Source organism: Mesotoga sp. Brook.08.YT.4.2.5.2. (assembly GCF_003351125.1).
GTDB lineage: Bacteria > Thermotogota > Thermotogae > Petrotogales > Kosmotogaceae > Mesotoga.
Map to the genome: position 1 here is coordinate 75,688 of NZ_JPGZ01000034.1, position 20,962 is coordinate 96,649.

23 protein-coding genes are annotated in these 20,962 nt (G+C 45.0%); 15 read left to right on the plus strand and 8 right to left on the minus strand.

Going from position 1 to position 20,962, the window contains the following annotated elements:
- Positions 1-104 precede the first annotated feature (104 nt).
- From Q502_RS09310 to Q502_RS09345, 8 genes are read left to right on the plus strand one after another with little or no spacing between them, the layout of a single operon-like run.
- On the plus strand, positions 105-2,282 hold the full coding sequence (locus Q502_RS09310; protein WP_102819033.1) for a bifunctional (p)ppGpp synthetase/guanosine-3',5'-bis(diphosphate) 3'-pyrophosphohydrolase: 2,178 nt from the start codon (positions 105-107) through the stop codon (positions 2,280-2,282).
- On the plus strand, positions 2,279-2,725 hold the full coding sequence (dtd, locus tag Q502_RS09315; RefSeq protein ID WP_102819034.1) for a D-aminoacyl-tRNA deacylase: 447 nt from the start codon (positions 2,279-2,281) through the stop codon (positions 2,723-2,725). The genes Q502_RS09310 and dtd overlap by 4 nt, the downstream gene beginning before the upstream one ends.
- Before the next feature lie 11 nt (positions 2,726-2,736).
- The gene (locus Q502_RS09320; protein WP_099829597.1) at positions 2,737-3,234 is read left to right on the plus strand and encodes an OmpH family outer membrane protein; all 498 of its coding nucleotides are present in this window, start codon (positions 2,737-2,739) and stop codon (positions 3,232-3,234) included.
- Entirely contained in the window at positions 3,231-3,953 is a 723-nt protein-coding gene (lptB, locus tag Q502_RS09325; RefSeq protein ID WP_102819035.1) for an LPS export ABC transporter ATP-binding protein, read from the plus strand. Before Q502_RS09320 ends, lptB begins: the two co-directional genes overlap by 4 nt.
- On the plus strand, positions 3,953-4,480 hold the full coding sequence (locus tag Q502_RS09330) for a TIGR00725 family protein (protein ID WP_180977936.1): 528 nt from the start codon (positions 3,953-3,955) through the stop codon (positions 4,478-4,480). The genes lptB and Q502_RS09330 overlap by 1 nt, the downstream gene beginning before the upstream one ends.
- Entirely contained in the window at positions 4,467-5,888 is a 1,422-nt protein-coding gene (gene gltX / locus Q502_RS09335) for a glutamate--tRNA ligase (protein WP_102819037.1), read from the plus strand. The genes Q502_RS09330 and gltX overlap by 14 nt, the downstream gene beginning before the upstream one ends.
- Positions 5,863-6,279: a type II secretion system protein J gene (locus Q502_RS09340; protein WP_102819038.1), complete on the plus strand. Its 417-nt coding sequence runs from the start codon at positions 5,863-5,865 to the stop codon at positions 6,277-6,279. The genes gltX and Q502_RS09340 overlap by 26 nt, the downstream gene beginning before the upstream one ends.
- Before the next feature lies 1 nt (position 6,280).
- Positions 6,281-7,558: a HEAT repeat domain-containing protein gene (locus Q502_RS09345; protein WP_102819039.1), complete on the plus strand. Its 1,278-nt coding sequence runs from the start codon at positions 6,281-6,283 to the stop codon at positions 7,556-7,558.
- Here the strand turns inward: Q502_RS09345 and Q502_RS09350 are convergent.
- Positions 7,548-8,333 carry an energy-coupling factor transporter transmembrane protein EcfT gene (locus Q502_RS09350; RefSeq protein WP_102819040.1) on the minus strand — a complete coding sequence of 262 codons (786 nt, stop codon included), beginning with the start codon at positions 8,331-8,333 and terminating at the stop codon, positions 7,548-7,550. The genes Q502_RS09345 and Q502_RS09350 overlap by 11 nt on opposite strands.
- Positions 8,327-8,695: a 6-carboxytetrahydropterin synthase QueD gene (gene queD / locus Q502_RS09355; protein WP_099829604.1), complete on the minus strand. Its 369-nt coding sequence runs from the start codon at positions 8,693-8,695 to the stop codon at positions 8,327-8,329. The genes Q502_RS09350 and queD overlap by 7 nt, the downstream gene beginning before the upstream one ends.
- A gap of 1,618 nt (positions 8,696-10,313) precedes the next feature.
- Between queD and Q502_RS09365 the strand changes: the two genes are divergently transcribed.
- From Q502_RS09365 to Q502_RS09375, 3 genes are read left to right on the plus strand one after another with little or no spacing between them, the layout of a single operon-like run.
- Positions 10,314-11,381: a helix-turn-helix transcriptional regulator gene (locus Q502_RS09365; protein ID WP_102819042.1), complete on the plus strand. Its 1,068-nt coding sequence runs from the start codon at positions 10,314-10,316 to the stop codon at positions 11,379-11,381.
- On the plus strand, positions 11,381-12,448 hold the full coding sequence (locus tag Q502_RS09370; protein ID WP_102819043.1) for a helix-turn-helix transcriptional regulator: 1,068 nt from the start codon (positions 11,381-11,383) through the stop codon (positions 12,446-12,448). Before Q502_RS09365 ends, Q502_RS09370 begins: the two co-directional genes overlap by 1 nt.
- A complete protein-coding gene (locus Q502_RS09375; protein WP_099829608.1) occupies positions 12,445-13,095 on the plus strand; it encodes an HAD family phosphatase in 651 nt (216 codons plus the stop codon). The genes Q502_RS09370 and Q502_RS09375 overlap by 4 nt, the downstream gene beginning before the upstream one ends.
- Here Q502_RS09375 and Q502_RS09380 read toward each other — a convergent pair.
- From Q502_RS09380 to Q502_RS14755, 4 genes are all read right to left on the minus strand, one after another.
- Complete coding sequence (locus Q502_RS09380) at positions 13,092-13,745, minus strand: Crp/Fnr family transcriptional regulator (protein WP_102819044.1); 654 nt, start codon at positions 13,743-13,745, stop codon at positions 13,092-13,094. The two genes, Q502_RS09375 and Q502_RS09380, sit on opposite strands and share 4 nt — an antisense overlap.
- Entirely contained in the window at positions 13,746-14,483 is a 738-nt protein-coding gene (locus tag Q502_RS09385) for a GNAT family N-acetyltransferase (protein ID WP_102819045.1), read from the minus strand. It lies immediately after the preceding gene.
- 299 nt (positions 14,484-14,782) lie between these two features.
- The gene (locus tag Q502_RS14750; protein WP_258001898.1) at positions 14,783-14,926 is read right to left on the minus strand and encodes a hypothetical protein; all 144 of its coding nucleotides are present in this window, start codon (positions 14,924-14,926) and stop codon (positions 14,783-14,785) included.
- 189 nt (positions 14,927-15,115) lie between these two features.
- A complete protein-coding gene (locus Q502_RS14755) occupies positions 15,116-15,325 on the minus strand; it encodes a flavodoxin domain-containing protein (protein ID WP_258001912.1) in 210 nt (69 codons plus the stop codon).
- Between the two features lie 214 nt (positions 15,326-15,539).
- Here Q502_RS14755 and Q502_RS09395 point away from each other — a divergent pair, with 214 nt between their 5' ends.
- Entirely contained in the window at positions 15,540-17,270 is a 1,731-nt protein-coding gene (locus Q502_RS09395; RefSeq protein WP_099829611.1) for an ABC transporter ATP-binding protein, read from the plus strand.
- Here the strand turns inward: Q502_RS09395 and Q502_RS09400 are convergent.
- Positions 17,252-17,566, minus strand: a complete 315-nt coding sequence (locus Q502_RS09400) for a hypothetical protein (RefSeq protein ID WP_102819046.1) — start codon at positions 17,564-17,566, stop codon at positions 17,252-17,254. The two genes, Q502_RS09395 and Q502_RS09400, sit on opposite strands and share 19 nt — an antisense overlap.
- Positions 17,567-17,660: 94 nt before the next feature.
- On the opposite strand from Q502_RS09400, the gene Q502_RS09405 reads away from it, so the two are divergent.
- From Q502_RS09405 to Q502_RS09415, 3 genes are all read left to right on the plus strand, one after another.
- Positions 17,661-18,737 (plus strand): ThiF family adenylyltransferase, encoded by a 1,077-nt coding sequence (locus tag Q502_RS09405; protein WP_102819047.1) that lies wholly within the window; start codon positions 17,661-17,663, stop codon positions 18,735-18,737.
- 5 nt (positions 18,738-18,742) lie between these two features.
- Entirely contained in the window at positions 18,743-18,931 is a 189-nt protein-coding gene (locus Q502_RS09410; protein WP_099829614.1) for a hypothetical protein, read from the plus strand.
- Between the two features lie 154 nt (positions 18,932-19,085).
- Entirely contained in the window at positions 19,086-20,423 is a 1,338-nt protein-coding gene (locus tag Q502_RS09415) for a cyclic 2,3-diphosphoglycerate synthase (RefSeq protein WP_099829615.1), read from the plus strand.
- A 188-nt stretch (positions 20,424-20,611) separates the two neighbouring features.
- Here Q502_RS09415 and Q502_RS09420 read toward each other — a convergent pair whose 3' ends face one another.
- Positions 20,612-20,941 carry a GyrI-like domain-containing protein gene (locus Q502_RS09420; protein ID WP_102819048.1) on the minus strand — a complete coding sequence of 110 codons (330 nt, stop codon included), beginning with the start codon at positions 20,939-20,941 and terminating at the stop codon, positions 20,612-20,614.
- Between the last annotated feature and the right edge of the window lie 21 nt (positions 20,942-20,962).

The window sequence follows — 20,962 nt, forward strand, 5'->3', positions numbered from 1 at the left end:
ATCAGTGAAATCACGCTTAGACTCGATTATCTAAGTGGCATGCAGACTTCTCACTGCATTCAGAACTTGCTTCATGCTAAAATAAACAAATAGAAGGTGAGAGAGTGGCCAGAACAGAAATTGATGCTCAGATTCTTCTGAGCGACCTCGAAAGTATTCTTCAATATCGCCTCAAAAGGAGAGACAAGGAGCGGATTTTCGACGCCTACGAGTTTGCACGCTTTCATCATCAGGAGCAAATGAGAGACTCGGGTGAGCCGTTCATAAGTCACCCGGTAGAAGTCGCGAAGATTCTTGCCCAGTTCTCGGCCGACAATGATACTATAGTCGCTGGGATACTTCACGACATAGTTGAAGATTGCAATGTGCCGCTTTCCGAGATAGCTGAGAAGTACGGTGATACGGTTGCTCTGATCGTCGATGGTGTGACGAAGATAAGCAATTTGAAGCTCAACGAAAAGCTTGAGTCGAAGATAGTGAAGTCGAGAATGAAGGTCGAGACTCTACGCAAAATGCTTCTCGCGTTATCAGAGGACCCGAGGATCATAATCGTCAAACTTGCAGACAGGCTTCACAACATGCGAACTCTTGACTTCCTCAAGGATCCAGAGAAGAAGCGCGACAAGGCCAAAGAGACGATCCAAATCTATGCTCCAATAGCTCACAGAATAGGTATGCACAGAATACAGGCAGAGCTTGAAGATCTTGCCTTTAAGTTCGAGTATCCTGAGGAATTCAAGGAACTGAAGTTCAAGGTCAACAAGAAGCTTAAAGAGCGTCAGGACATAATGGATGAGTATAAGGAGATAGTGCTCAGAGAACTGAGAAAGAACAGGATACCTGCTTTGATAGAAGGCAGAGTGAAACACCTTTATAGCATATGGCAGAAGATGATAAAGAAGAACAGATCCTTCGACGAGGTGTTCGATCTTATTGCCCTGAGGATAATTACGGGTGACGAAGTGAATTGCTATAAGATTTTGGGTGCAGCACACTCTCTATGGCCTCCGATGCCTGGAAGGTTCAAAGACTACATTGCCGCACCGAAGTCGAACGGTTATAAGTCGCTTCACACAACCTTGATTACCCACAGAGGAGAGCCTCTTGAGATTCAGATAAGAAGCGAGAGAATGCACAAGGAGGCCGAATATGGAGTGGCCTCTCACTGGGTCTACAAAGAGGGAATTGATGTAAGGGATAGAACCTGGTTTACACAGCTCGTCGATTGGCAAAAGGATTTCATCGAGAGTTTCAAGGACATGGAGTCGATTTCTCGCGAACTTGAGGTCGAAGAGGTGTTTGTCTTCACGCCGAAAGGCGAGGTTGTTCATCTTCCAAAAGGAGCCACACCGATCGATTTTGCCTACGCAATTCACACGGAAGTGGGCCATCATTACGCGGGTGCGAAGGTTAATGACCGGCTAGTTCCTGTCAATTATGAACTAAAGCTCGGAGACAGAGTTGAGGTTGTCGTAAACAAGGCAAGTGAAGGTCCAAGTCTTGACTGGTTGAAGTATGTCAGGGCAAATTCTACAAAGGCAAAGATAAAGAGATACTTCAAAAATGAGTATTCGGCGAAACTCGTTGAAAGAGGTAAGGAGATATTCAGAAAGATCAGCAGACGGCTCTCCGTATCGATGGATGACTTGATAGAGGGAGAGCAGATAAAGTCCCTGATGAGCCGACTGGGGGCGCACAACGAAAACGATCTCTTTAGCAAGCTTGGCGACGGGTCGATAACGATGGGAGAGGTACTCAGTCTTCTTGCACCGAAGGAAGAAGAGATAGATGTTCTTCCCGAAGAGACCGAATTGATCAAACAGAAACAGGCGAAGGGGAACGAAGTCGTTGTTGGCGGCGAGACTGGAATCGCCGTCTACTTTGCCAAATGTTGTACTCCTCTTCCGGGCGACGACATAATCGCGGTGATGAGCAGCAGGGGTATATCAATTCACAACCGCAACTGCCGAAATCTGAAAGACATAAGTGAGGATAAGCTCGTGGATGCCCACTGGAACCTTGTAACGGGAGGGAGATTCAGTGCCTGGATTGTTGTGGAGTTTGACAGCACGGATAGAACTCTTATAAATAAGTTTCTTGAGAGACTGGAAAACAAGAATGCAAAAGTAATGAAGTACTCCGTTGAAGCAGGAAAGTGGGGATATGATACACTGATTGCGAATATCCTTGTAAAGGATGTTGCCCATCTGACTTTGGTGATGGAGAACCTCAGGGGTATGAAGGGTGTTCAAAACGTGAAGAGATTTGGAGGGGTTGCGTGAGGGCCGTAGTTCAAAGAGTTAGCAAGGCCAAGGTAACCGTAAGTGGGAGAATAACTGGAGAGATTGATAAGGGCCTTCTTGTTCTTGTTGGGATCGGTCGAGACGATGACGGGAGTGACGTGGAATGGCTGGTTGATAAGACACTCAATCTTCGTGTGTTTGAAGACGAAAATGAGAAGATGAATCTTTCGCTAATAGATGTCTCGGGAGCGCTTCTTGCCATTTCACAATTCACAATAATGGGCGATGCCAGAAAGGGAAGAAGGCCTTCTTTCACCGAAGCTGCCGAACCGGAAGCGGCCAGAGCGCTTTTCAACGATTTTCTCCAGATGGCGTCTAAGACTGTGAAAGTTGAAACAGGGATCTTCCAGGCTCACATGGATGTTGAGCTTGTTAACAGTGGGCCGGTAACGATTCTATTGGATTCAAAGAGAGTATTTTAGGAGGTGTTCTTGTGAAGAGATCCATGAAATTTATTCTTATCGTAATAATGGTTGCGGCGGTCGGGGCGATTGTTGTCTCTGAGAGCAGTGCGGGGCCTTCCAATCCTGCAAAAATCGCGTTTGCAGATATGCAGAAAGTCCTTGAGTCAACGAGAGACTGGGTTACATTGAATACCGACTATCAGAAAGACACTCAGTTTTATCAGGGCCAGTTGGACAGCTTGAGTAGAGAGTATCAGGACTTGGCGAACTCTGGAGCTAGTCAAGAAGCGCTTCTCCAGAAGCAACAGGAGATTCTTACCAAGAAGAGTCAGTACGAACAGACACTGGAAACTACTTACAATGCAAAACTGCAGGTCATATTGGAACAGGTTAACAAGAGAATCAGAGATTACGCAACGTTTATTGGTATAGACATGGTAATATCCGACGAAATAGTTGTATATGGTTCCTCTGCTTACAATATTACTGACGCGATAATCGAGTATATGAAAGGGTTTCAGAATTGAGTGATCCTTCTTATCTGAAATGCGAACATCTTGACAAGCGCTACGGAAGAAGAAGAGTACTGAAGGATGTATCAATAGAGGCATCATCGCTTGAGGTGGTGGGACTGCTTGGACCCAACGGTGCAGGCAAGACCACCGCCTTCAGGTCTATTCTCGGAATAGTTATTCCGAACACTGGGAGTATATTTCTCAATGGCGAGAATATAACTCATCTTCCAATCCACGAAAGAGCCAAGAGAGGAATAGCTTACCTTCCGCAGGAGACATCGATTTTCAGGGGACTCAAGGTGATTGAAAACCTGACGATGGTCATGAGACTCACCGGTCAAGAAGAAAGTCACTATGAGAGGGCGAGCGAGATACTGGATGAGTTCGGAATCCTTTCGTTGAAAGATCAGGTTGCTTCGTCGATATCGGGTGGGGAGAAGAGAAGACTGGAATTTGCCAGGACGATGACCCTGTCTCCTTCATTCATACTTCTCGATGAGCCTTTCGTTGGAATAGATCCTATGACTGTGAAGGATATTCAGAAGATGATCAGAAAGCTTAAGAGCAGGGGAATAGGTGTTATAGTTACGGACCACGATGTCTCTTCTATAGCAAAAGTTGTTGACAGACTCTATGTGTTGTACAAGGGAGAAGTCATCTCTTCCGGAGACCCGGAAGAGGTCCTTGGAGACAGCCAGGTTGTCGAGAAGTACCTGGGAAGTGACGATTGATGCTTCATGTCGCTGTAATTGGTTATTCGGGCCCCACGGACAGAAGTCCCGTGAAGGAGCTTCACGTAGTCTGTGAAGAAGTTGGAAGAACTCTTGCAAGGCGTGGTCACGTTGCGATGACAGGTGGGAGAGACGGAGTAATGGAACTTGTTTCAAGATCTATGTCGGAAGAGGGAGGTCGGGTAGTTGGAGTACTTCCTATCGGAGACGAGGGCAACAAGCACAATGAGATCAGGATAAGAACCGGGATGGATTTTGCTATGAGATCCCTGATACTTACAAAATCCGCCGATGTAGTAATCTCTATTGGAGGTCAGGCAGGAACTTTGCTGGAAGTAGTTTCCTCGTACTCATATGGCCGTTCAGTAATCCTAATGGAGGGTACCGGCGGCTGGACAGACAGAATCAGATATGTGTTAATTGACGGCAAGTATCTTGACGAGAGAAAGACTGTAGAAATGAAGCTGGCAAGTAATATAGAAGATCTTGAGACGTACCTTGAGGAGGCTGAAAATGGTAAGGTGTAGATTTGCGCCCAGTCCTACCGGCAATCTTCATGTTGGTGGTGTTAGGACGGCGCTGTTCAACTGGCTCTTTGCGAAAAACCAACATGGAAGTTTTGTGCTGAGAATAGAAGATACGGATATCGAGCGTTCTGAGAAGAGATTTGAGGATCAGATCCTTTCCTCCATGAAATGGTGTGGACTTGATTGGTCGGAAGGGCCGGATGTAGGCGGGGATTATGGCCCTTATAGACAGAGCGAGCGTGTCGCTCTCGGTTTCTACGATAAGTTTGCTCAAGAGCTCGTCGAAAGAGGTCGGGCATATTTTGCAGTCTACTCCAAGTCAAATCAGGAAGAGGTTTTACGGATTTCAGAGGAGATTCCTGAGCTATCTGATGATGAGATATATACAGTGAAGTTCAAGATACCGGACGGTACGACCGGCTTTTCCGATCTGTCTAAAGGAGAGATGAGTTTCGAAAACGAGAATTTCTCCGATTTCATAATAATCAAATCGAATGGATTCCCGACCTACAATTTCGCTGTAGTTGTAGATGATCATATGATGGAGATTACTCATGTTTTCAGAGGAGAAGACCATCTCACAAATACTCCGAGGCAGCTCATGATCTATAGAGCCCTGGAATGGGAACCACCAACATTCATGCATATTCCTCTGATTCTTGGTAGTGACCGGGCTCCTCTTTCGAAGAGGCATGGTCATACTAGTGTGGATCATTTCAGAAGAGAAGGGTACTTGAGTGTGGGACTGATGAACTACCTTGCGCTTCTTGGATGGACAGTTGATCAGGAGATCTTTGATTATCACGAAAAGGTCAGGGACTTCGTTCCATCAGATATCTCCAACAAAGGAGTCGTCTTCGATTACGAGAAGCTTGAGTGGATTAACGGAAAGCACTTGAGGTTATTTGATCCCGACGAACTGGCTGTGCAGTTTGGATTGTGGCTGAAGTTCACTGGAAGGTTTGACTATTACGCGAACATGGAAGCCGATCAGTTTTACTCGAGAGAAGTCCTAACGATGTGCCGCGAGAAGATCAATACTCTACAGCAGCTGTTCGATTTCTCGGCGCCTTTCTTCTGCGAAGAGGTTGATTACCAGGAAGACTACGTTGTCAAGTATCTTAAAAATGACTGGAGCAAAGATCTTGTTTCTGCTGCTATCAGGCGGTTTGAAGACGCACGCGACTGGTCCGTTGAAGGTGTTGAGAAGACTGTTAGGGAACTTGCGGATGAGAAGATAACATCCAAGAAGAATACTTTTCAAACTCTAAGAGGGGGGGTAACTGGTAGGCTTGTGACTCCGGGACTCTTTGAGACGATCTCCGTACTTGGTAGAGATAGAGTTCTTGAGAGGTTGGAGAGCCTGCTCGAGTTGATTGAGTATGAGGAAGGGAATATCGCTGATTGAGATGGTAGTCTCTCTGGCAGTATCTGCTCTCTTACTGATTTCGATCTTCAAAATTGTTAACATGTGGCTGGCTATGTCTTCCAGCATAGTTCAGGAAACGAAAACGAACATGTCTTTGTCGAGAACCTTCGACATCGTCGAAAGGGACCTTAATCGTTCCACGGGAAACTTCTTATGGGGGGTTTCCTTTATAAGCTTCGATGCAATTGTTGATGGTCAATACAAAAGGATAAGGTACTACGTGTCTGGAAACAGGATAATGAGAAGGTCTGGAAATTCATATAATACCGTGACCGAGTTTAGAGAGTCTGCAGGCTTCTTTGAAGAAGAAGGGACAGTCAGATTCATAATCGATAAAAGAGAAATCTTGATAGGGACAAAAGGTGGATAGGATGAATCCAAAGGATATCAGGAAGATGCTTCAGGCTATAGAAGAGGAGATTCTCTCCAGAACAGAAATGGATGTAAAAGAGATGCTGGATTCACCTTCGGCATACGTAAGGGCAAGAGCTGTGAAGTCTGCTGCTGATAGAGAGATGAGAATAGAGAATATTGAAAGCTTTCTCGAAGACCCTTCTCCCGAGGTCAGAAAGAATGCAGTGGTCACTATGGCAAAATTGAGTGAGAACCGAGATTCTATTCTCAAAGCATTGGATGATCCGTCAGATCTTGTCAGAAGCACAACAGCGAAAGAACTCGTGGAATTTGGCTATGAAGACGAGGATCTTGCGAGGCGAATCGCCGCCGACCCCTCCAAAAAGGTTAGGAAGACTTTTGTTGTCGCTCTGGCTGAAGCCGGGGAGAACGAACTCCTGAAGGAGTTTGACGAAGACCCGAGTAACGATATTCGGAGTATCCTGGCGGCCTGCAAAGGGCAGCTCAGGCTTGAAGAAGAGGAGCTTTCATCTCTTTCGGGCAAGTTCCAGAAGGTGGCGCTTCTTTCGAGATTGGGCCAGAGAAACTCAGGCGCCGCTGAAGAGCTTCTAGTTCTCTTGAAGGATTTCCGATCCTCAAAAGTCAAACAGATAATTGTTGAGACTTTCGAGTCCTTTCCTGATGATATCGCACTTCCCACTCTCAAGAAATTGATTGATTCCGATGATAGAACAGTTGCTATCTCCGCAATGAAAACTCACAGGAAGATCAAAGGGTACGAGGTTTCGATGCTTCGGTCAGCAGAGAGATTCATGGATTCTGAGGATGAAGAGATGAGATTCGCAGGCGCACAGTATATTAAAGGTCTTGTAGAACCGTCTGCAGCAGAGATTTTACACACTGGATTAGAAGATCCTTCTGACAGAGTGAGAGCCGTATGTATGGAGGCGCTGGCAAGTCTTATGGATCATTCTATTGCAGATGTTATCGACGAATCTCTTAGATCAACATCATCCCGGCTAAAAAAGGCATCGCTAAGGGCCGTGAAGAAACTTAAGACTATCGATATCGAAGATCATATTACTAGAATTCTTTCTAACAGAAAAGAGGACCTTCAGACAAGAGTACTCGCTTCTTCCGTAACGGGACTTCTAAAACTGGAAGGACCTCTTCCTTATCTTGAAGAAATCGCTCTAAATGCTTCCATTGAAAGCCGCCTAAGAATCTCTGCGGTAAGAGCTATGGCAAGGATAAATCCTTCTCGTCTGGCCGAACTTTTCGGCTTCACAGTATGATGGCGGTCAGAATCGAAAGCATCGTTACTACTAAGAGAATCGAGTCACTCAAAGACCAGCTTTTTTCTTTGAGGCAAGTTAACTTGTGTCCAGGTCTGTATCCTCTAATTTGAAGGGCGGCAGCAGTGTCCTGAGCCTTCTTCAGCGAGGTTGCAATTACCGGGATCACTACGGAGATTGAGTTTTTCACTCTTGAGAATATGCTCCCTTTGTCGAACTCTATTCCCCGCGCCTTCTGTGCCAAGATTATTCGGTTTGTCTGAAGGGAGATAAGGGGGATGAAAGTGAGAGTTAGAGAAAGCGCCATTCCAATTTCAGAAGACCGCTTCTTGCCCCCGGGGAGTTTTCCAATAATCTCTTCCACAGAAAAAGAGATCTCCAGGGGTGTTGTTGTAAGTGAAAGCATTATACTGAAAAGCACCGCAAGAATCATTCTGGCCGAAAGCACCGCAGCGTTTATCAAACCCTCTTCTGTGATCCTCAAAACCTTTAAGTCCAGCAAGACTCTTCCGTGAGTAAAAAGGATCTGAAAGACTACGATCAACAGGATTAACAACCTTATCCCCCGTAGCGTCTTCACGAACTCCCTGAAAGGAACTGCTGAAAGTGCGGAGAGAACAATCCAGAGTGATAGGAAGACTGTGAAATCTGCAATCCCGCTCAGAAACAGCGAGCCTATTGATAGCGAAACAAAGGCTATGGTCTTTGCTATCGGTGACAATTTGTGAATCACCGAGTTCGTTGGAACGAATCGCCCAAGAGGAACTCCTACCAAACATCTCTCTCCCTGTAACGGACAAAACTAGTCGGTGTTTCCCACACCGCCACTTCGTAAAGCTCATAATCGCTTCCTCCAACCCTGGAAGCCAGGCGTTTGAATATCCACTCGGCTATGTTCTCTGCGGTCGGCTGAGGTATAACATCATTTATGTATGCGTGATCGAGCAAGCTCAACACTTCTGACTTGACTATGTCCTTGAGCCGCAGAAAATCGATGACCATATCTTCTTGATTCTTCTCTCCGGCAACTGTTATCTGAAGCTTATAGGTGTGGCCGTGAAGCTTCTCACACTTTCCGTGATAACTGGTCAGATTGTGAGCCGCATCAAATGTGAACTCCTTAGTTAGGAAGAACATGAGTCTCTATCACCATCCTTTTTCACTACCAATACAGACTCTCCATGAGACTATCATATCGTATTCTCGCTTGTCAGAAGGGTAACACCAAGGAAATGCTGATGATTTGTCCTGCCATTGAGCGGAGGAATCCCTTTAACGGATACCAGCATCGGTGTTTCGCTGCACAATGAAGAACGAGAAAGACTAAGAGTGAATAGGTCCTCAAAGTGATTTACTGGCCATAACAGATGCTCAATGTGGGAAAAGATTAGCAGAGCATAGAATTTCTGAAGAAGATGTCGATAATTATCAGCTGACAAACCGGTCGAGCTAACTCACTCTATAGTTAGATAACTGTGGAATTTGTATGAATATGTTTGACATTCATCTAACTATGTGTCATAATAGTACTGTAAGAGATGTATCGAACCGGGGAGGGATGATAGGTGTCAGAAAATCAGATGAAATCGATGAAGGAAGTTACAGAGCAGATAGAGAAAGTGAGAGTTGAGATTCTCAAGACGAGATCATTCATAACTTTCTGAGAAAGTGCTGGAAAATCACGAGAGAGCTTTCGGGCTCTCTTTTTTTGTTGAAACTCCTGGCGTTTGGCGCATGTCTGTGAGACCAACCGAGAAAAATCATTGTCGGGAGTTTTGCTTTGAGAGTGCGAGAAATGATCGTCGTTGACCGTTACGGGTCAACCGTCCGAGAACACCGCGAACCAGTCCACCGAAAAGAACAATCGAGAAAGAGCACTGTCGAGACGTTCGCTGCGCTCACGAGAAGACGAGAAATTCAAAGCCAGTCACCTTCGGTGGCCAGTCTTTGCTTCGCAAAGGCCGGTTCCGCTTCGCGGGCTAAGAACCGCTGTGCGCTTAAGATCAAGGACCCACTTTTCAATGGGAAGGGCCGCTTTTAGCTTTTGTTCTTATAACATGGAACTTGCAACTGATGTGCTTCTCGGAGGACAGAGAACCGATAACGGATAACCGTTTTCTCATTCAACTTGCATCTTGGCACTTGCAATTTGTCTATTTCGGAGGACGGAGGATCGTTGACGGCCAACGTGGTTTTCATCAACGACCAAGGTCTCTTTGCTTTTGATAGTAGGAGGTCCTTCCCCTACTTTGAAAGGAATGAAAAAAGGGCCTCTGCTGAGACCCGAAGTCATCTTTCTTTCCGTGGGGGAAAAGGGGGGTTGCTTGTATGTCGCGATTCTACTGGTAAATTCTTCAGAACGCCAGGAAATTACCGTGTTTTGCAGAAGCCGATCTTGCCTTGTCAATTTCTTTCTGAATGTCTTTTCGTATTCTCTTTGGTTCTCTCTTCATATCGACTCCTCCTTTTCGTTGCGTTCGATTCATCTCTTACATTTTGATCTTAGCATTGGGTTTGATAATTGTCAAACCTTAAATGTTAACGAACAATGAATTTCTAACTATATGTCGTTTAAGGACCTTATATTCTCTGATCGTTGAATGGTAGGGATCATAAGCATGAATAGATTCGTGTTGGAGCGAGTTCTGCAAAGCCTAAGAGCTATGTCTAGTCAGAACAGAGAGATCAGTTCTAAATTACTCTAACTGTATCTGTGCTATAATTCAAGACAAGTCGAACTTGAGAGGTGTATTCCTTGAAAATCATTCCGGGATACGTTGAACTTGTAGAGATTTTAATGGCATGTGGGTTTGCTGATAGAAAGAGTTACTTCGATGCACTCTCGCAAGACCTGGGGTTTGATTTCGAACCAGGAAGAGAACTTGCCGAATTTCTTGATAGAGTTAGAAGTAATGATAACTGGTCGATAAGAGTGGCTGTTGAGGTCTTCTCCGAAATAAAGGACAGTGTCATATTCTTCTGTGATTTTCCAAAGGAGCCCGGAGGCGAGCTTCTTCTTGAAGAGGCCATAGAGAGCCTGGGAAAAAGTTTTGAAGAAAAGGCAAGGTGTGTGGTTGACAGCATCTTGTTGAACAATCTAAATCTCTCTCAAGAGGACGTGAAGAAGACGCTAGACGGTGACTTGAGCATCGTTTCGGAGGCCGTTGACAAGGCAGAAGACCTTTCTGAGAACACGACTTGGTTCATCACTCAACTGATCAAGTTTCCCAAACAGTCTAAGGAGATTCTAATCTTTGCTCTGAGAGAACTTAAGAAGCACTATGAAGAATCAGGGCTCAGAAAGAAGAATCGTGACAAGATTGCTGAAAGGCTAAGACTATTCAGAGCCGAAGAGTACGAGGAAGTTGCGGAGGATTTCCTGAAATTCTACGGTATAAGGCCCAGGGAAGATTTGCCTCTTCACCTTTTATTTCAGAACACTCTCAAATATTCGGGCCTCAAGTTCGCCAGCGCCTGCGATATCCAACTCATAGTTTTCAGTGAGCACCTGAAACAGATTGAAGAGATCATGAATCCTGTGGTAACCGACAACACTCTCAGATTATTTCTTAGAAATCTTTCCGATCAGACAAAGATGCAGATTCTTAAGGCGATATCCGACGAGCCGAAATACGTAGATGAGCTTGCGAGAATTGTGGGTTTGTCGAAGGCGACCGTTTCCTACCACCTTTCTACATTGGGTGAGCTGGCTCTTGTCACGAGTCGTAAGGATCACAGAAGGGTGTACTTTTCACTTAATAAAGAGCGTCTCGAGAAGATACTTAAGAGATTGGAAACGCTGTACGAAGAGGGTGAAGAGTAATGGAATTGATTACAGGATACTTCGAGATATACGATCTGACGATGGCCATTCAATTCTCGCTCAACACTGGTCCGGTTGAGAAGGTGCTTAAGACACTCGGAGTTGATTATGAGCCATCAACGCAGCTGATGGAATTCAGAGGGGATTTGTTGAAAGACACAGAATGGTCAACAAGGATGTATATTACCTTCATGAATGAATTAGGTGTGATGGCTCCCATACTCTTTCCAATTAGGCAGAAGCTGCAGGACGGAATGTTCGTAACAATAGAGGAAAGCCTAAACATAGCTGAGGAAGGCGTAAAGCTGATAAGAGATCGATTCATTCGTGTCTTTGCCGAAAGAAGACTGAAGATTTCACACGATGAACTTAATCTTATGATCCATGAGAACCCTCAGAAGGTCTCGCAGGCTATAGAGGCAATCGGCGGAATAAGTGCTGACACAGTATGGTTCATAAACCAGCTGCTTTTCTTCCCGAAGACCGCAATGGATTTCCTCTCTTCCAATACGCTGAAAATCCTGAATTACTATGAGCGCAGTGGATTGAGGGAGCTTAACATGAGGCTTGTAAAAGGGTACGTGGAGAACAGTTCTCCTCAGAGGATTAGAGATGCATTCTCGAACTATCTGGACTATTATGGCATAACGCTGGACGAGTCCAAACCCTTGTATATAACACTTCAGAACTCTGTGCCCCACACAAACTCCGGTGTAATGACCTATCCGACGTTCCACCTCCTTATAATGGGTCTTGAAGAAGTTACTGAAGATTTCTCGGGCAGAATACCTAAAGAGGTAAGGTTGAGGAGTCTTCTGAAAGTCTTGTCAGATGAAACCCGTTTCAAGATCTTGAAGAAGTTGAATAACGAGCCCGCCCTGCAGAGAGATTTAGTTGAGTTCACTGGACTTGCAAAGTCGACTATCTCCTATCACATTGGTCTTCTTTTCAAGTCATCGTTGATAGATGTGGACCCATTTAACAGCGTCATCTACGTAAGAAAAGAGACCATAAGTAGGGCAGCTGCAGATATTAGAAATCTGTTGAACATAAGGGAGAAAAGATGATTAGAGCGGTAGTATTCGATATGGACGGGGTCATTATCGATTCGGAAAAAGTCTATAGAAAGGCATGTACGGAACTGGTAACCGAGCTGGGCGGTAAGATAAGTGTTGAGTTGTTTGAAAAGCAGATGGGTCTGAAGATGACAGAGACCCAGAAGGTCGTTGTAGAAACGGCGGGACTAGATATGAAACCTGAGGACTTTGGCAGAAGATACATGGAAAGGTACATGAAGCTTGCAAGGGAGACTCTAGAACCAAATCCCGGATTGATCGACCTTCTCGCTTACCTGTCGGAAAAGGTTAAGCTGGCCATAGCTTCATCTACAGAGAGGGCCGCCATTGAGGAACTTATGAGAAAGATTAACGTACTCGATTACTTCGAGGTAGTTGTGGGTGGTGATGAAGTTCATGAATCTAAACCCTCACCTATTATCTATCTCAGAGCTGCGGAGCTTCTTGGAGTCAAGCCTGAAGAGTGTGTTGTTGTTGAAGACTCGCCAAATGGAATAAGAAGTGGCGTTAGAGCTGGAATGGAAGTGCTGGGTGTTAGAAATGAAGAGAATGCCCATCTAGATTTGTCTTTCTCGAAAGATGTTTTCGAAGATCTTTACGGAGTAAAAGAGTATCTCGAAAAACTTCTTGAGAGTTAGTCGAAAAGCAAGTTTTCCAGGCGCTTGAGATTCCTTATCTCCACTGTGTTTCTATCAGGCATGGAAATGATCCCCTCTCTTTCAAGTTCCGAGAAGTTTCTGGACACCACCTCTCTCGTTGATCCTATTAGACTGGCCAGAGTCTTCTTTGTGCAGGGAAGCTTCAAAGTTTGGGAGTCCTTTTCAAGAGATAATTCAAGCAGATAACTGGCGATCTTTTTCTTCACAGTGGATAGTGAAAGAATCTCGATTATGCTTGACAGATTCAAGATCTTCTCGGAAATGCTTCTGAGATAAGTGAGAAGAAAGCGCTGATTCTTGAAAGCATACAGAAGCACTTTCTTGGGGATGTTGAGAATCTCCGAATCCACCTCTGAAACCACATAAGAAGCATACCTTCTTCCTGCAAAAACCAACGCCTCGCCGAACATCTGCCCCTTTTCCAGACGGTTCATAATCTGTTCCTGGCCTGAAGGCAAAAACTTCGATATTCGGAGTTTGCCTTCGAGAACAAGACTTAGCGAATCGCACCGATCATCGGGAGTGTACAAGACCTGGTTGCTTGAAGAGTGCATCCTTCGAGAGCCAACAAGTATTTTTTCTATTTCGCCGGAGGTCAAATCGCTGAAAAGGTCTATGCTTTGCAGCATCTACTTATCAACCCTGTACCAGTACTCGTATTCCATCTTAAACCCGACTCTTGAATAGAGTCTTATCGCATTTATGTTAGGTTTGTCTACTTGAAGATAGGCGATTCTAGCGCCCCTTTTCTTTCCGAGTTCCAGCAGTTTCTCGGTTATCTGTATTCCATAACCCTTTCGCCTTTCAGTTTCGAGGACAGCTATTCCGAATAATCCTATATGGTCTCCTTCAATGACTGCCAAACCACAACCAACATCGTTTCCCTCCTTCTTGAGTAGCACGAAGAAGCTCTCGGATATTACCATCGAAAGAAGTTTCTTTGCCCAAGACTTATTACCCCGTGCTCTCTTGTTAAGTGAGAAAAAGATGTCGAGCCATCTTTCTTCCGGTGTTGGGAAGATATCGAGATCGGAGATATCTAACCTTTTGCTGTCCAAGGTCTTAGTCATGACGAGAGCCCTGTCTATCTCTTGAAAGCCCATCTCTTCAAGGGTTTTGTCAAGGAAGACCGGCTTAGACTCCTGTGTCAATTTGAACATTGGAGGCAGATCCCTGGAACGGTAAAATGATCTGACCTCTTCGATCTTATGAGAAAGAGATTCGTGAGAATCATATAGTGGATATACTGAGTTTGACCTGTTTGTGTATCCGCCGGCGTATCTCATTATCCAACCATCCCTCAACCTGCTGTAGGCGGCGGGCCAGGAGTTCAACGTAATCTCTTCAAGCTTCCTGATCCTTGACATAGTACCTCCAATCTCACCAATTTCAGGTAAATCCTACTTCATAACTGACTAGCCATTTATTGTTGACATGAGTGCGGTAAATCACTGGTTTCTTGATGAGCTGCTGCCTCTGACATGGTACGTTATGACCTATGCAGAAGGCAACTCCACTAAGGAAATTCCAGGCTGATGGGATCGAAAGAAACTCGACACAAATATCTCTCCATTGTTGATTTCTGAAGCAAATCTTAGCCAATTCATTTACTGATTCATCCAACAGATTCACGGTGAGCTGATCTTATGCGGCAAATCGCTTAGTCTCAAGTGCTTTCTGCCAGATATTCTCGAACACTCTCGACAATTGGTTCGATCGCCTTTCTTTTTGTGAAATCGACGGCCGTTTCATACGCAGCAAGCATGCCTTTTTCATCGTCGGATAATTCTTGTCCGTACCTCTTCTTCATCTTAAGCTTTAATCTCAAGAGAGACATGAGGATTTTGTCTTTGATATTCAGTTTATTGAAGTCAAAGCCCCCCTTAGGTGATGAAATTCTGCATGGCATATCATTTCAGGAGTTAAGTTCTTGAGCTTAATCTCTTCTAGTACTTCTGGTCTTGCCGGTGATGCTCCTGCCGAGAAGAGAACTACTTTCTTAATTTCTTAGGGTTTCGAAGTTCTCATTTATCACATTTATACCAATAAGCTCGCTCGCGTAGAGAGAGCCGCCGAAGACAACACATTCGTAACTATGAAACTTCTTGGCATCGAAACTATCTGCAGCGAACAGATCTGCCTCCAGTTCTTCTGCAATCCACGTCGCATACTTTTCCGAGCTACCATACCGGCTCTTGGATAAAAACAGCTACTCTTGGCACAAGATTTCCCTCCTGTTTTTCTTAACTCTCCTTCTCATTCTAACAGCAAAAGTAGCGATCTAGTCTTGCCAAGAGAGTTCAGAAGAACTATCTAAAAGGGCCATTCAAGTTCAACTATTCAGAAGATTCCTTTCAACCTTGTTATCTAGATCTTTCTAATGTAGAATTGAGACGCTTACCTTACTACATAGGAGGCCTACAATGATTCGAAAGTTCATAGCCTATTATCGGCCACATTTGAGGCTTTTCATACTTGACATGGCCTGTGCTTTTATGATCGCTGGAATAGATCTGGTGTTCCCTAGATTCACCACATTAGCGCTTGACAACTATATACCATCAGGGAATATGAGAGGTATAGTGATCATCTCAGTGATTATGGCGATGCTGTTCATATTGAGGGCCGTCTTCAACTACATTGTCAACTACTGGGGTCATGTTGTGGGAGTAAGAATGGAATACAACATGAGAAAGGATATCTTCTCCCATCTCCAGACTCTTTCTTTTAGTTATTTTGACAAGGTAAGAACAGGAAAGATAATGTCGCGAATCGTCAATGACCTAAGAGAGATAACTGAACTCGCTCATCACGGGCCTGAAGATCTTTTCATTTCGGTCGTCACTCTGGTCGGAGCTTTCGTCATTCTCATGCAGAATGACTGGAGGCTCACTCTTGTGGTCTTTGCTTACATACCTTTCATGATTTGGTACGGAATCAAGAAGAGGCAGAAGATGGCAAGGGCATTCAGACTCGTGAGGAAGAAGATTGCCAATGTGAATGCTCAACTGGAAAACAGTATTTCGGGAATAAGGGTTGCACAATCGTTCACCAACGAGGAATTCGAAAAGAACAAGTTCGATCTTGGGAATCAGGAGTTCAAAGAGTCGAGACAGTTTGCATTCAAATCAATGGCTGAGATGACAACCGGTATCGACCTGATGATGAACATGCTCAAGGTCACCGTGCTCGCTCTTGGAGGTTATTTGACTTACTCAGGCGAGATAACGATTGGCGCCTTTGTCGCCTATTTTCTATATGTGGACCTCTTCTTGCAGCCTATAAGAAGACTTATGCAGTTCGCTCAGCAATATGAAGACGGTATGTCTGGATTTGAAAGGTTTGTAGAGATAATGGAGACAAAATCCAGTATCACCGATTCTCCTGACGCTATTGAACTGACAGATGTCAGGGGAGATGTAAGAGTAGAGGGGGTATCTTTCGCATACGACGGCGGAGAAAACGTTCTGAAGGATATCAGCCTTCATATTCCAGCAGGAGAAATGGTGGCTCTTGTCGGCCCTTCTGGGGGAGGGAAGACAACGTTATGTCATCTGATACCGAGGTTCTATGATGTCAATAGCGGAAAGATCACTATAGACGGAATAGATATACGAAATGTGACTCTGCATTCCTTAAGAAGCCATATAGGGATAGTTCAGCAGGATGTTTTCCTTTTTGCAGGAAGCATTCGTGACAATATCGCGTATGGCAAGGGCGACGCTACAGACGAAGAGATAGTTGAAGCGGCTAAGAGAGCAAATATCCATGACTTCATTCTGAGCCTGGAAAATGGGTACGATTCGTATGTCGGCGAAAGAGGCGTAATGCTTTCAGGTGGTCAGAAACAGAGAATTTCAATTGCCAGGGTATTTCTCAAGAATCCTCCGCTTCTGATACTGGATGAGGCTACCTCTGCTCTTGACAATGAAACGGAACTCAAGATACAAGAGTCTCTGGAAGCCTTATCAAAAGGCCGTACCACACTGGTAATTGCTCACAGGCTTTCAACGATAAAGAATGCAGACGAGATAGTTGTCATAACAAGTGACGGAATAATTGAGAGAGGCTCTCATGACGAGCTTCTCGAGAAGGGTGGGCACTACGCGAGACTCTACAGGGCTCAATTCAAGGGTTACATCCCCGACATGTGATTGCTTCTTTCTATGTAAACGTATCTGTCAGGTAAGCTGAGGACAGTTGTGATGAACTCCTCGAGGATGCTCTTGGGAATACTCCTGAAAGAGTTTCCAAAGTAGGTTTCTTCAAGATGTTGCTCAACTTTCTGCCAGTAATCGGGATCAAAGGAGGCTGGCTCGGAAGGCCTTGATGACGATGAGGGCTTGAATTTACCTTCAGAAAGCGATTCGTGCAGCTGGAGTTTTTCAACCGTCTCCCAGTTATCCGAGTATCTTGTTGGGAAGAGACAACTCCTTACTCTGTATCTCATACTTTCACCCCCTTGAAGATTATGACTCTCAATCTGGACATTAAGGTTTATTTGTTATACTTAAAGCTAGCCGGAGTTCTTTGGAGGGATGCTTATGGACATAGAGAGAGGTTTTCTTTTCAAATGGTATGAGCGTCAGTTACTTGTAGAAGGAGTGACTAAGCCTTTGCTTCTTCGACTTGCCGGGGAGACATTCGGTGGACTATCAAGTGAGATCGAAGAACGAATAGCTGAATTGTTGATAAGGAGCGGCCTATCCGGGATTACTGGAGACTTTCCCAGGCAGAAAATCCTTCCCTTCTACTCTCCGTTGATCTACAGGCAGAAAGCTACAATAGAATTCATTGACGGGGACGAGATAAGCATTGAAGAAGATGAAGGGAAGAAGATTGTTGCTTTTCCTCACACTCTACCGTTAATATACGCTCCGGTGATCGCCGCAAATGTATTCTTCCAGTTGATGAGTGACGCGTCGAGCGAAGCCCCCGTAAAAGAACTCCCAGTAAGTCTTGACAGGTTAATTAGAAAGGGCAGAGTGATGGTTATTGGAGCAGGTGGATTAGGGTGTCCCCTAATAAAGACCTTGCTTGATAGCGGGGTTGATGATGTTTGCATTGTTGAGCCCGGTGAAGTGAAGCTTAACAATTTGCACCGACAAATTTTGTACGATTATGGAGATATAGGTCTTTCAAAAGCAAGTGTTATTGAGCGAAAGATTTCACAGTATTACAGTGGAGTAAGCGCAAAAGTTTATCGGAAGCAGTTTGATCCGGAGCTAATTAGATCTGAAAGACCGGATATTGTTGTCAGCTGTGTTGACAACTATGATGCCAGGTATCTGATAAACGACTCGTGCTATCGAAATGGAGTCCCTTTCGTCGATTCTGGAGTCGAAGGCTTCAGCGGCTATGCTATGTTTAGGGATAGAGAATCGCCATGCTACAGGTGTTTCATGGGCGACAATAGAAAGGATACCGCTGCTCCCAAAGGAATACTGCCGTTTGCCAGCTACTTCGGCGGATTGCTTGAAGCAGCAATCGTGATAAGCTACCTCAACAAAAGACCTTATGAAGGTGAAGTCTTCTCTTTCGATCTGAAGAGAAACCGATTCGAGGAAATATCGGTTGAGCGCAGGGAAGACTGCCCGATCTGTTCTAAAGCGAAGAGGTGACTCTCTTGGAAGTGGTATACGGAGACAGGAAGTGGGATTTCGACAGAGATTTGACATATGGAGAACTTTTAGAGGAGACTCGACTCGGGAGAGTCTCAGTTCTGGTTATGGTGAATGGCCGTCTGGTAAGGCAGGGAGAGTTGATTCCGGCCAAGTCAAGAGTTCTCATAATCAATGCTGCCAACGGCGGATAAACTGGCGCATACTTACGCATACTTGCGTATAAGATCAGTTGGAGCGATTTATTAAGCCCTATCGGTTTGTGGGAGAATTGAGTTTTTTTGTACATTGACTCTTTTGAATGTAGAATTTTGATGGATAGTTTAAATAAAAACGGAGGTGTAGAAATTGGAAAAGAAAAGGGTTTTGATTCTCGGCGCCGCAGGACGCGATTTTCACAACTTCAATACTTATTATCGGGATAATGACGAATTCGAAGTTGTAGCCTTCACGGCAACGCAGATTCCCGGTATCGATGGAAAGAAGTATCCTGCAGAACTCGCAGGCAGGCTCTATGCTAACGGCATCCCGATATTGCCAGAAGATGACTATGGAAAGTTGATTGACGAGCACAAGATCGATCAGGTAGTGCTTGCATACAGCGACCTTCCGAATCAATATGTTATGGAGAGGGCGGCAATAGCCAATGCTCACGGAGCAGACTTCGTACTTCTTGGTCCGAGCAAGACGATGGTCAAATCCTCGAAACCGGTAATCTCTATCTGCGCAGTTAGAACAGGTTGTGGCAAGAGCCAGACAACGAGAAGGGTCCTAGACATTCTGAGGGCAAAGGGAAAGAAAGTTGTATCGATAAGACATCCCATGCCATATGGAGACCTTGTGAAGCAGAAGGTTCAAAGATTCGCCGATTATTCGGATCTCGACAAACACGAATGCACGATAGAAGAAAGAGAAGAATATGAGCCTCACATAGACCGTAAAGCAGTTATCTACGCAGGCGTTGACTACGAGGCGATCCTCAGAGAAGCAGAAAAAGAAGATGTAGACGTAATTATCTGGGATGGCGGAAACAACGACTTTTCCTTCTACAAGACAGATCTATTTATCACTGTAGTCGACCCTCACAGAGCCGGTCACGAGACTACATATTACCCCGGCTTCACAAATCTGATGATGGCCGATGTAATCGTTATCAACAAGGAAGAAACCGCTTCTCCGGAGGACATCGATACCGTCCGACAGAATATTGCGAAACACAACCCCGATGCAATCGTTGTCGATGGTGCTTCTCCGATCACCGTAGAGGGGGGCAAGGCATCTGAAATAAAGGGCAAGAGAGTACTGGTTGTTGAGGACGGACCGACTCTAACCCATGGTGGAATGAGATATGGGGCCGGCTGGGTAGCGGCCAAGAAATTCGGTGCTGGAGAGATAGTCGATCCAAGACCGTATGCAGTTGGATCACTCGTTGCGACTTACGAGAAGTACAATCACTTGGATCAAATCCTTCCGGCCATGGGATATGGCGAAAAGCAGATGAAGGAGCTAGAGGAGACCATTAACAAGGCAGACGTTGATCTCGTCATAATTGGAACCCCGATAGACTTGAGAAGAGTCATCGACATAAAGAAACCGGCAGTTAGGATAGGCTACGAGCTTCAGGAAATTGGGAAGCCCGATTTGGAGGACATAATCGAGGAATTCCTCAAGAAGCATAATATCTGACGTCTAAGAAAGAGGGGGACTGGAATACCAGTCCCCCTCTTTCTTGTTTATTGTTTCTTCTTGAAAGGTATATAGATATCGAACTCCGAGTCTTCTTCTCCCGTGAATCTCCCATCATATAGCTCAAACTCATTCAGTCCGACAGGTTCATACTCGGAGTTCTGAAACACTTGCCGTATATGTACTCGTTAAGTATCCTGTAGTGAGTCGAGCTTTCCCTTGTGGGTAAAGGCAGCGTAAGTTGCCTCGGGTATCTCGGCCCCCACCATTCCCACCGGTATCTTGTCCAGGCTTGAAACTTCTGCGGAAGCAATGTAGTCGAACTTACCGTCAACGAAATCCTCTTTCCTGGTGCACATTATTCCATAGTGCTCCTGTGAAGGTATAACATTCTCGATCTCTGAGTATCTCTCCATGAAATCACGCCAGAGCTTCGGACAATTATTCACCGGATCGTTTCCCCAATACTTGAGGCCTACTACCTTGAATGCTTCTTTGTGAACGATTTTCGGTTCCATTCCTATCCCTCCCTCAAGACT

What these genes read in the sequence shown, in the direction of transcription:
- Q502_RS09330 (WP_180977936.1), top strand. Translation starts at nt 3,953, where the DNA reads ATGCTTCATGTCGCTGTAATTGGTTATTCGGGCCCCACGGACAGAAGT.
- gltX (WP_102819037.1), top strand. Translation starts at nt 4,467, where the DNA reads ATGGTAAGGTGTAGATTTGCGCCCAGTCCTACCGGCAATCTTCATGTT.
- Q502_RS09340 (WP_102819038.1), top strand. Translation starts at nt 5,863, where the DNA reads ATGAGGAAGGGAATATCGCTGATTGAGATGGTAGTCTCTCTGGCAGTA.
- Q502_RS09345 (WP_102819039.1), top strand. Translation starts at nt 6,281, where the DNA reads ATGAATCCAAAGGATATCAGGAAGATGCTTCAGGCTATAGAAGAGGAG.
- queD (WP_099829604.1), bottom strand. Translation starts at nt 8,695, where the DNA reads ATGTTCTTCCTAACTAAGGAGTTCACATTTGATGCGGCTCACAATCTG.
- Q502_RS09370 (WP_102819043.1), top strand. Translation starts at nt 11,381, where the DNA reads ATGGAATTGATTACAGGATACTTCGAGATATACGATCTGACGATGGCC.
- Q502_RS09375 (WP_099829608.1), top strand. Translation starts at nt 12,445, where the DNA reads ATGATTAGAGCGGTAGTATTCGATATGGACGGGGTCATTATCGATTCG.
- Q502_RS09380 (WP_102819044.1), bottom strand. Translation starts at nt 13,745, where the DNA reads ATGCTGCAAAGCATAGACCTTTTCAGCGATTTGACCTCCGGCGAAATA.
- Q502_RS09385 (WP_102819045.1), bottom strand. Translation starts at nt 14,483, where the DNA reads ATGTCAAGGATCAGGAAGCTTGAAGAGATTACGTTGAACTCCTGGCCC.
- Q502_RS14750 (WP_258001898.1), bottom strand. Translation starts at nt 14,926, where the DNA reads ATGAAGAAGAGGTACGGACAAGAATTATCCGACGATGAAAAAGGCATG.
- Q502_RS09395 (WP_099829611.1), top strand. Translation starts at nt 15,540, where the DNA reads ATGATTCGAAAGTTCATAGCCTATTATCGGCCACATTTGAGGCTTTTC.
- Q502_RS09400 (WP_102819046.1), bottom strand. Translation starts at nt 17,566, where the DNA reads ATGAGATACAGAGTAAGGAGTTGTCTCTTCCCAACAAGATACTCGGAT.
- Q502_RS09405 (WP_102819047.1), top strand. Translation starts at nt 17,661, where the DNA reads ATGGACATAGAGAGAGGTTTTCTTTTCAAATGGTATGAGCGTCAGTTA.
- Q502_RS09420 (WP_102819048.1), bottom strand. Translation starts at nt 20,941, where the DNA reads ATGGAACCGAAAATCGTTCACAAAGAAGCATTCAAGGTAGTAGGCCTC.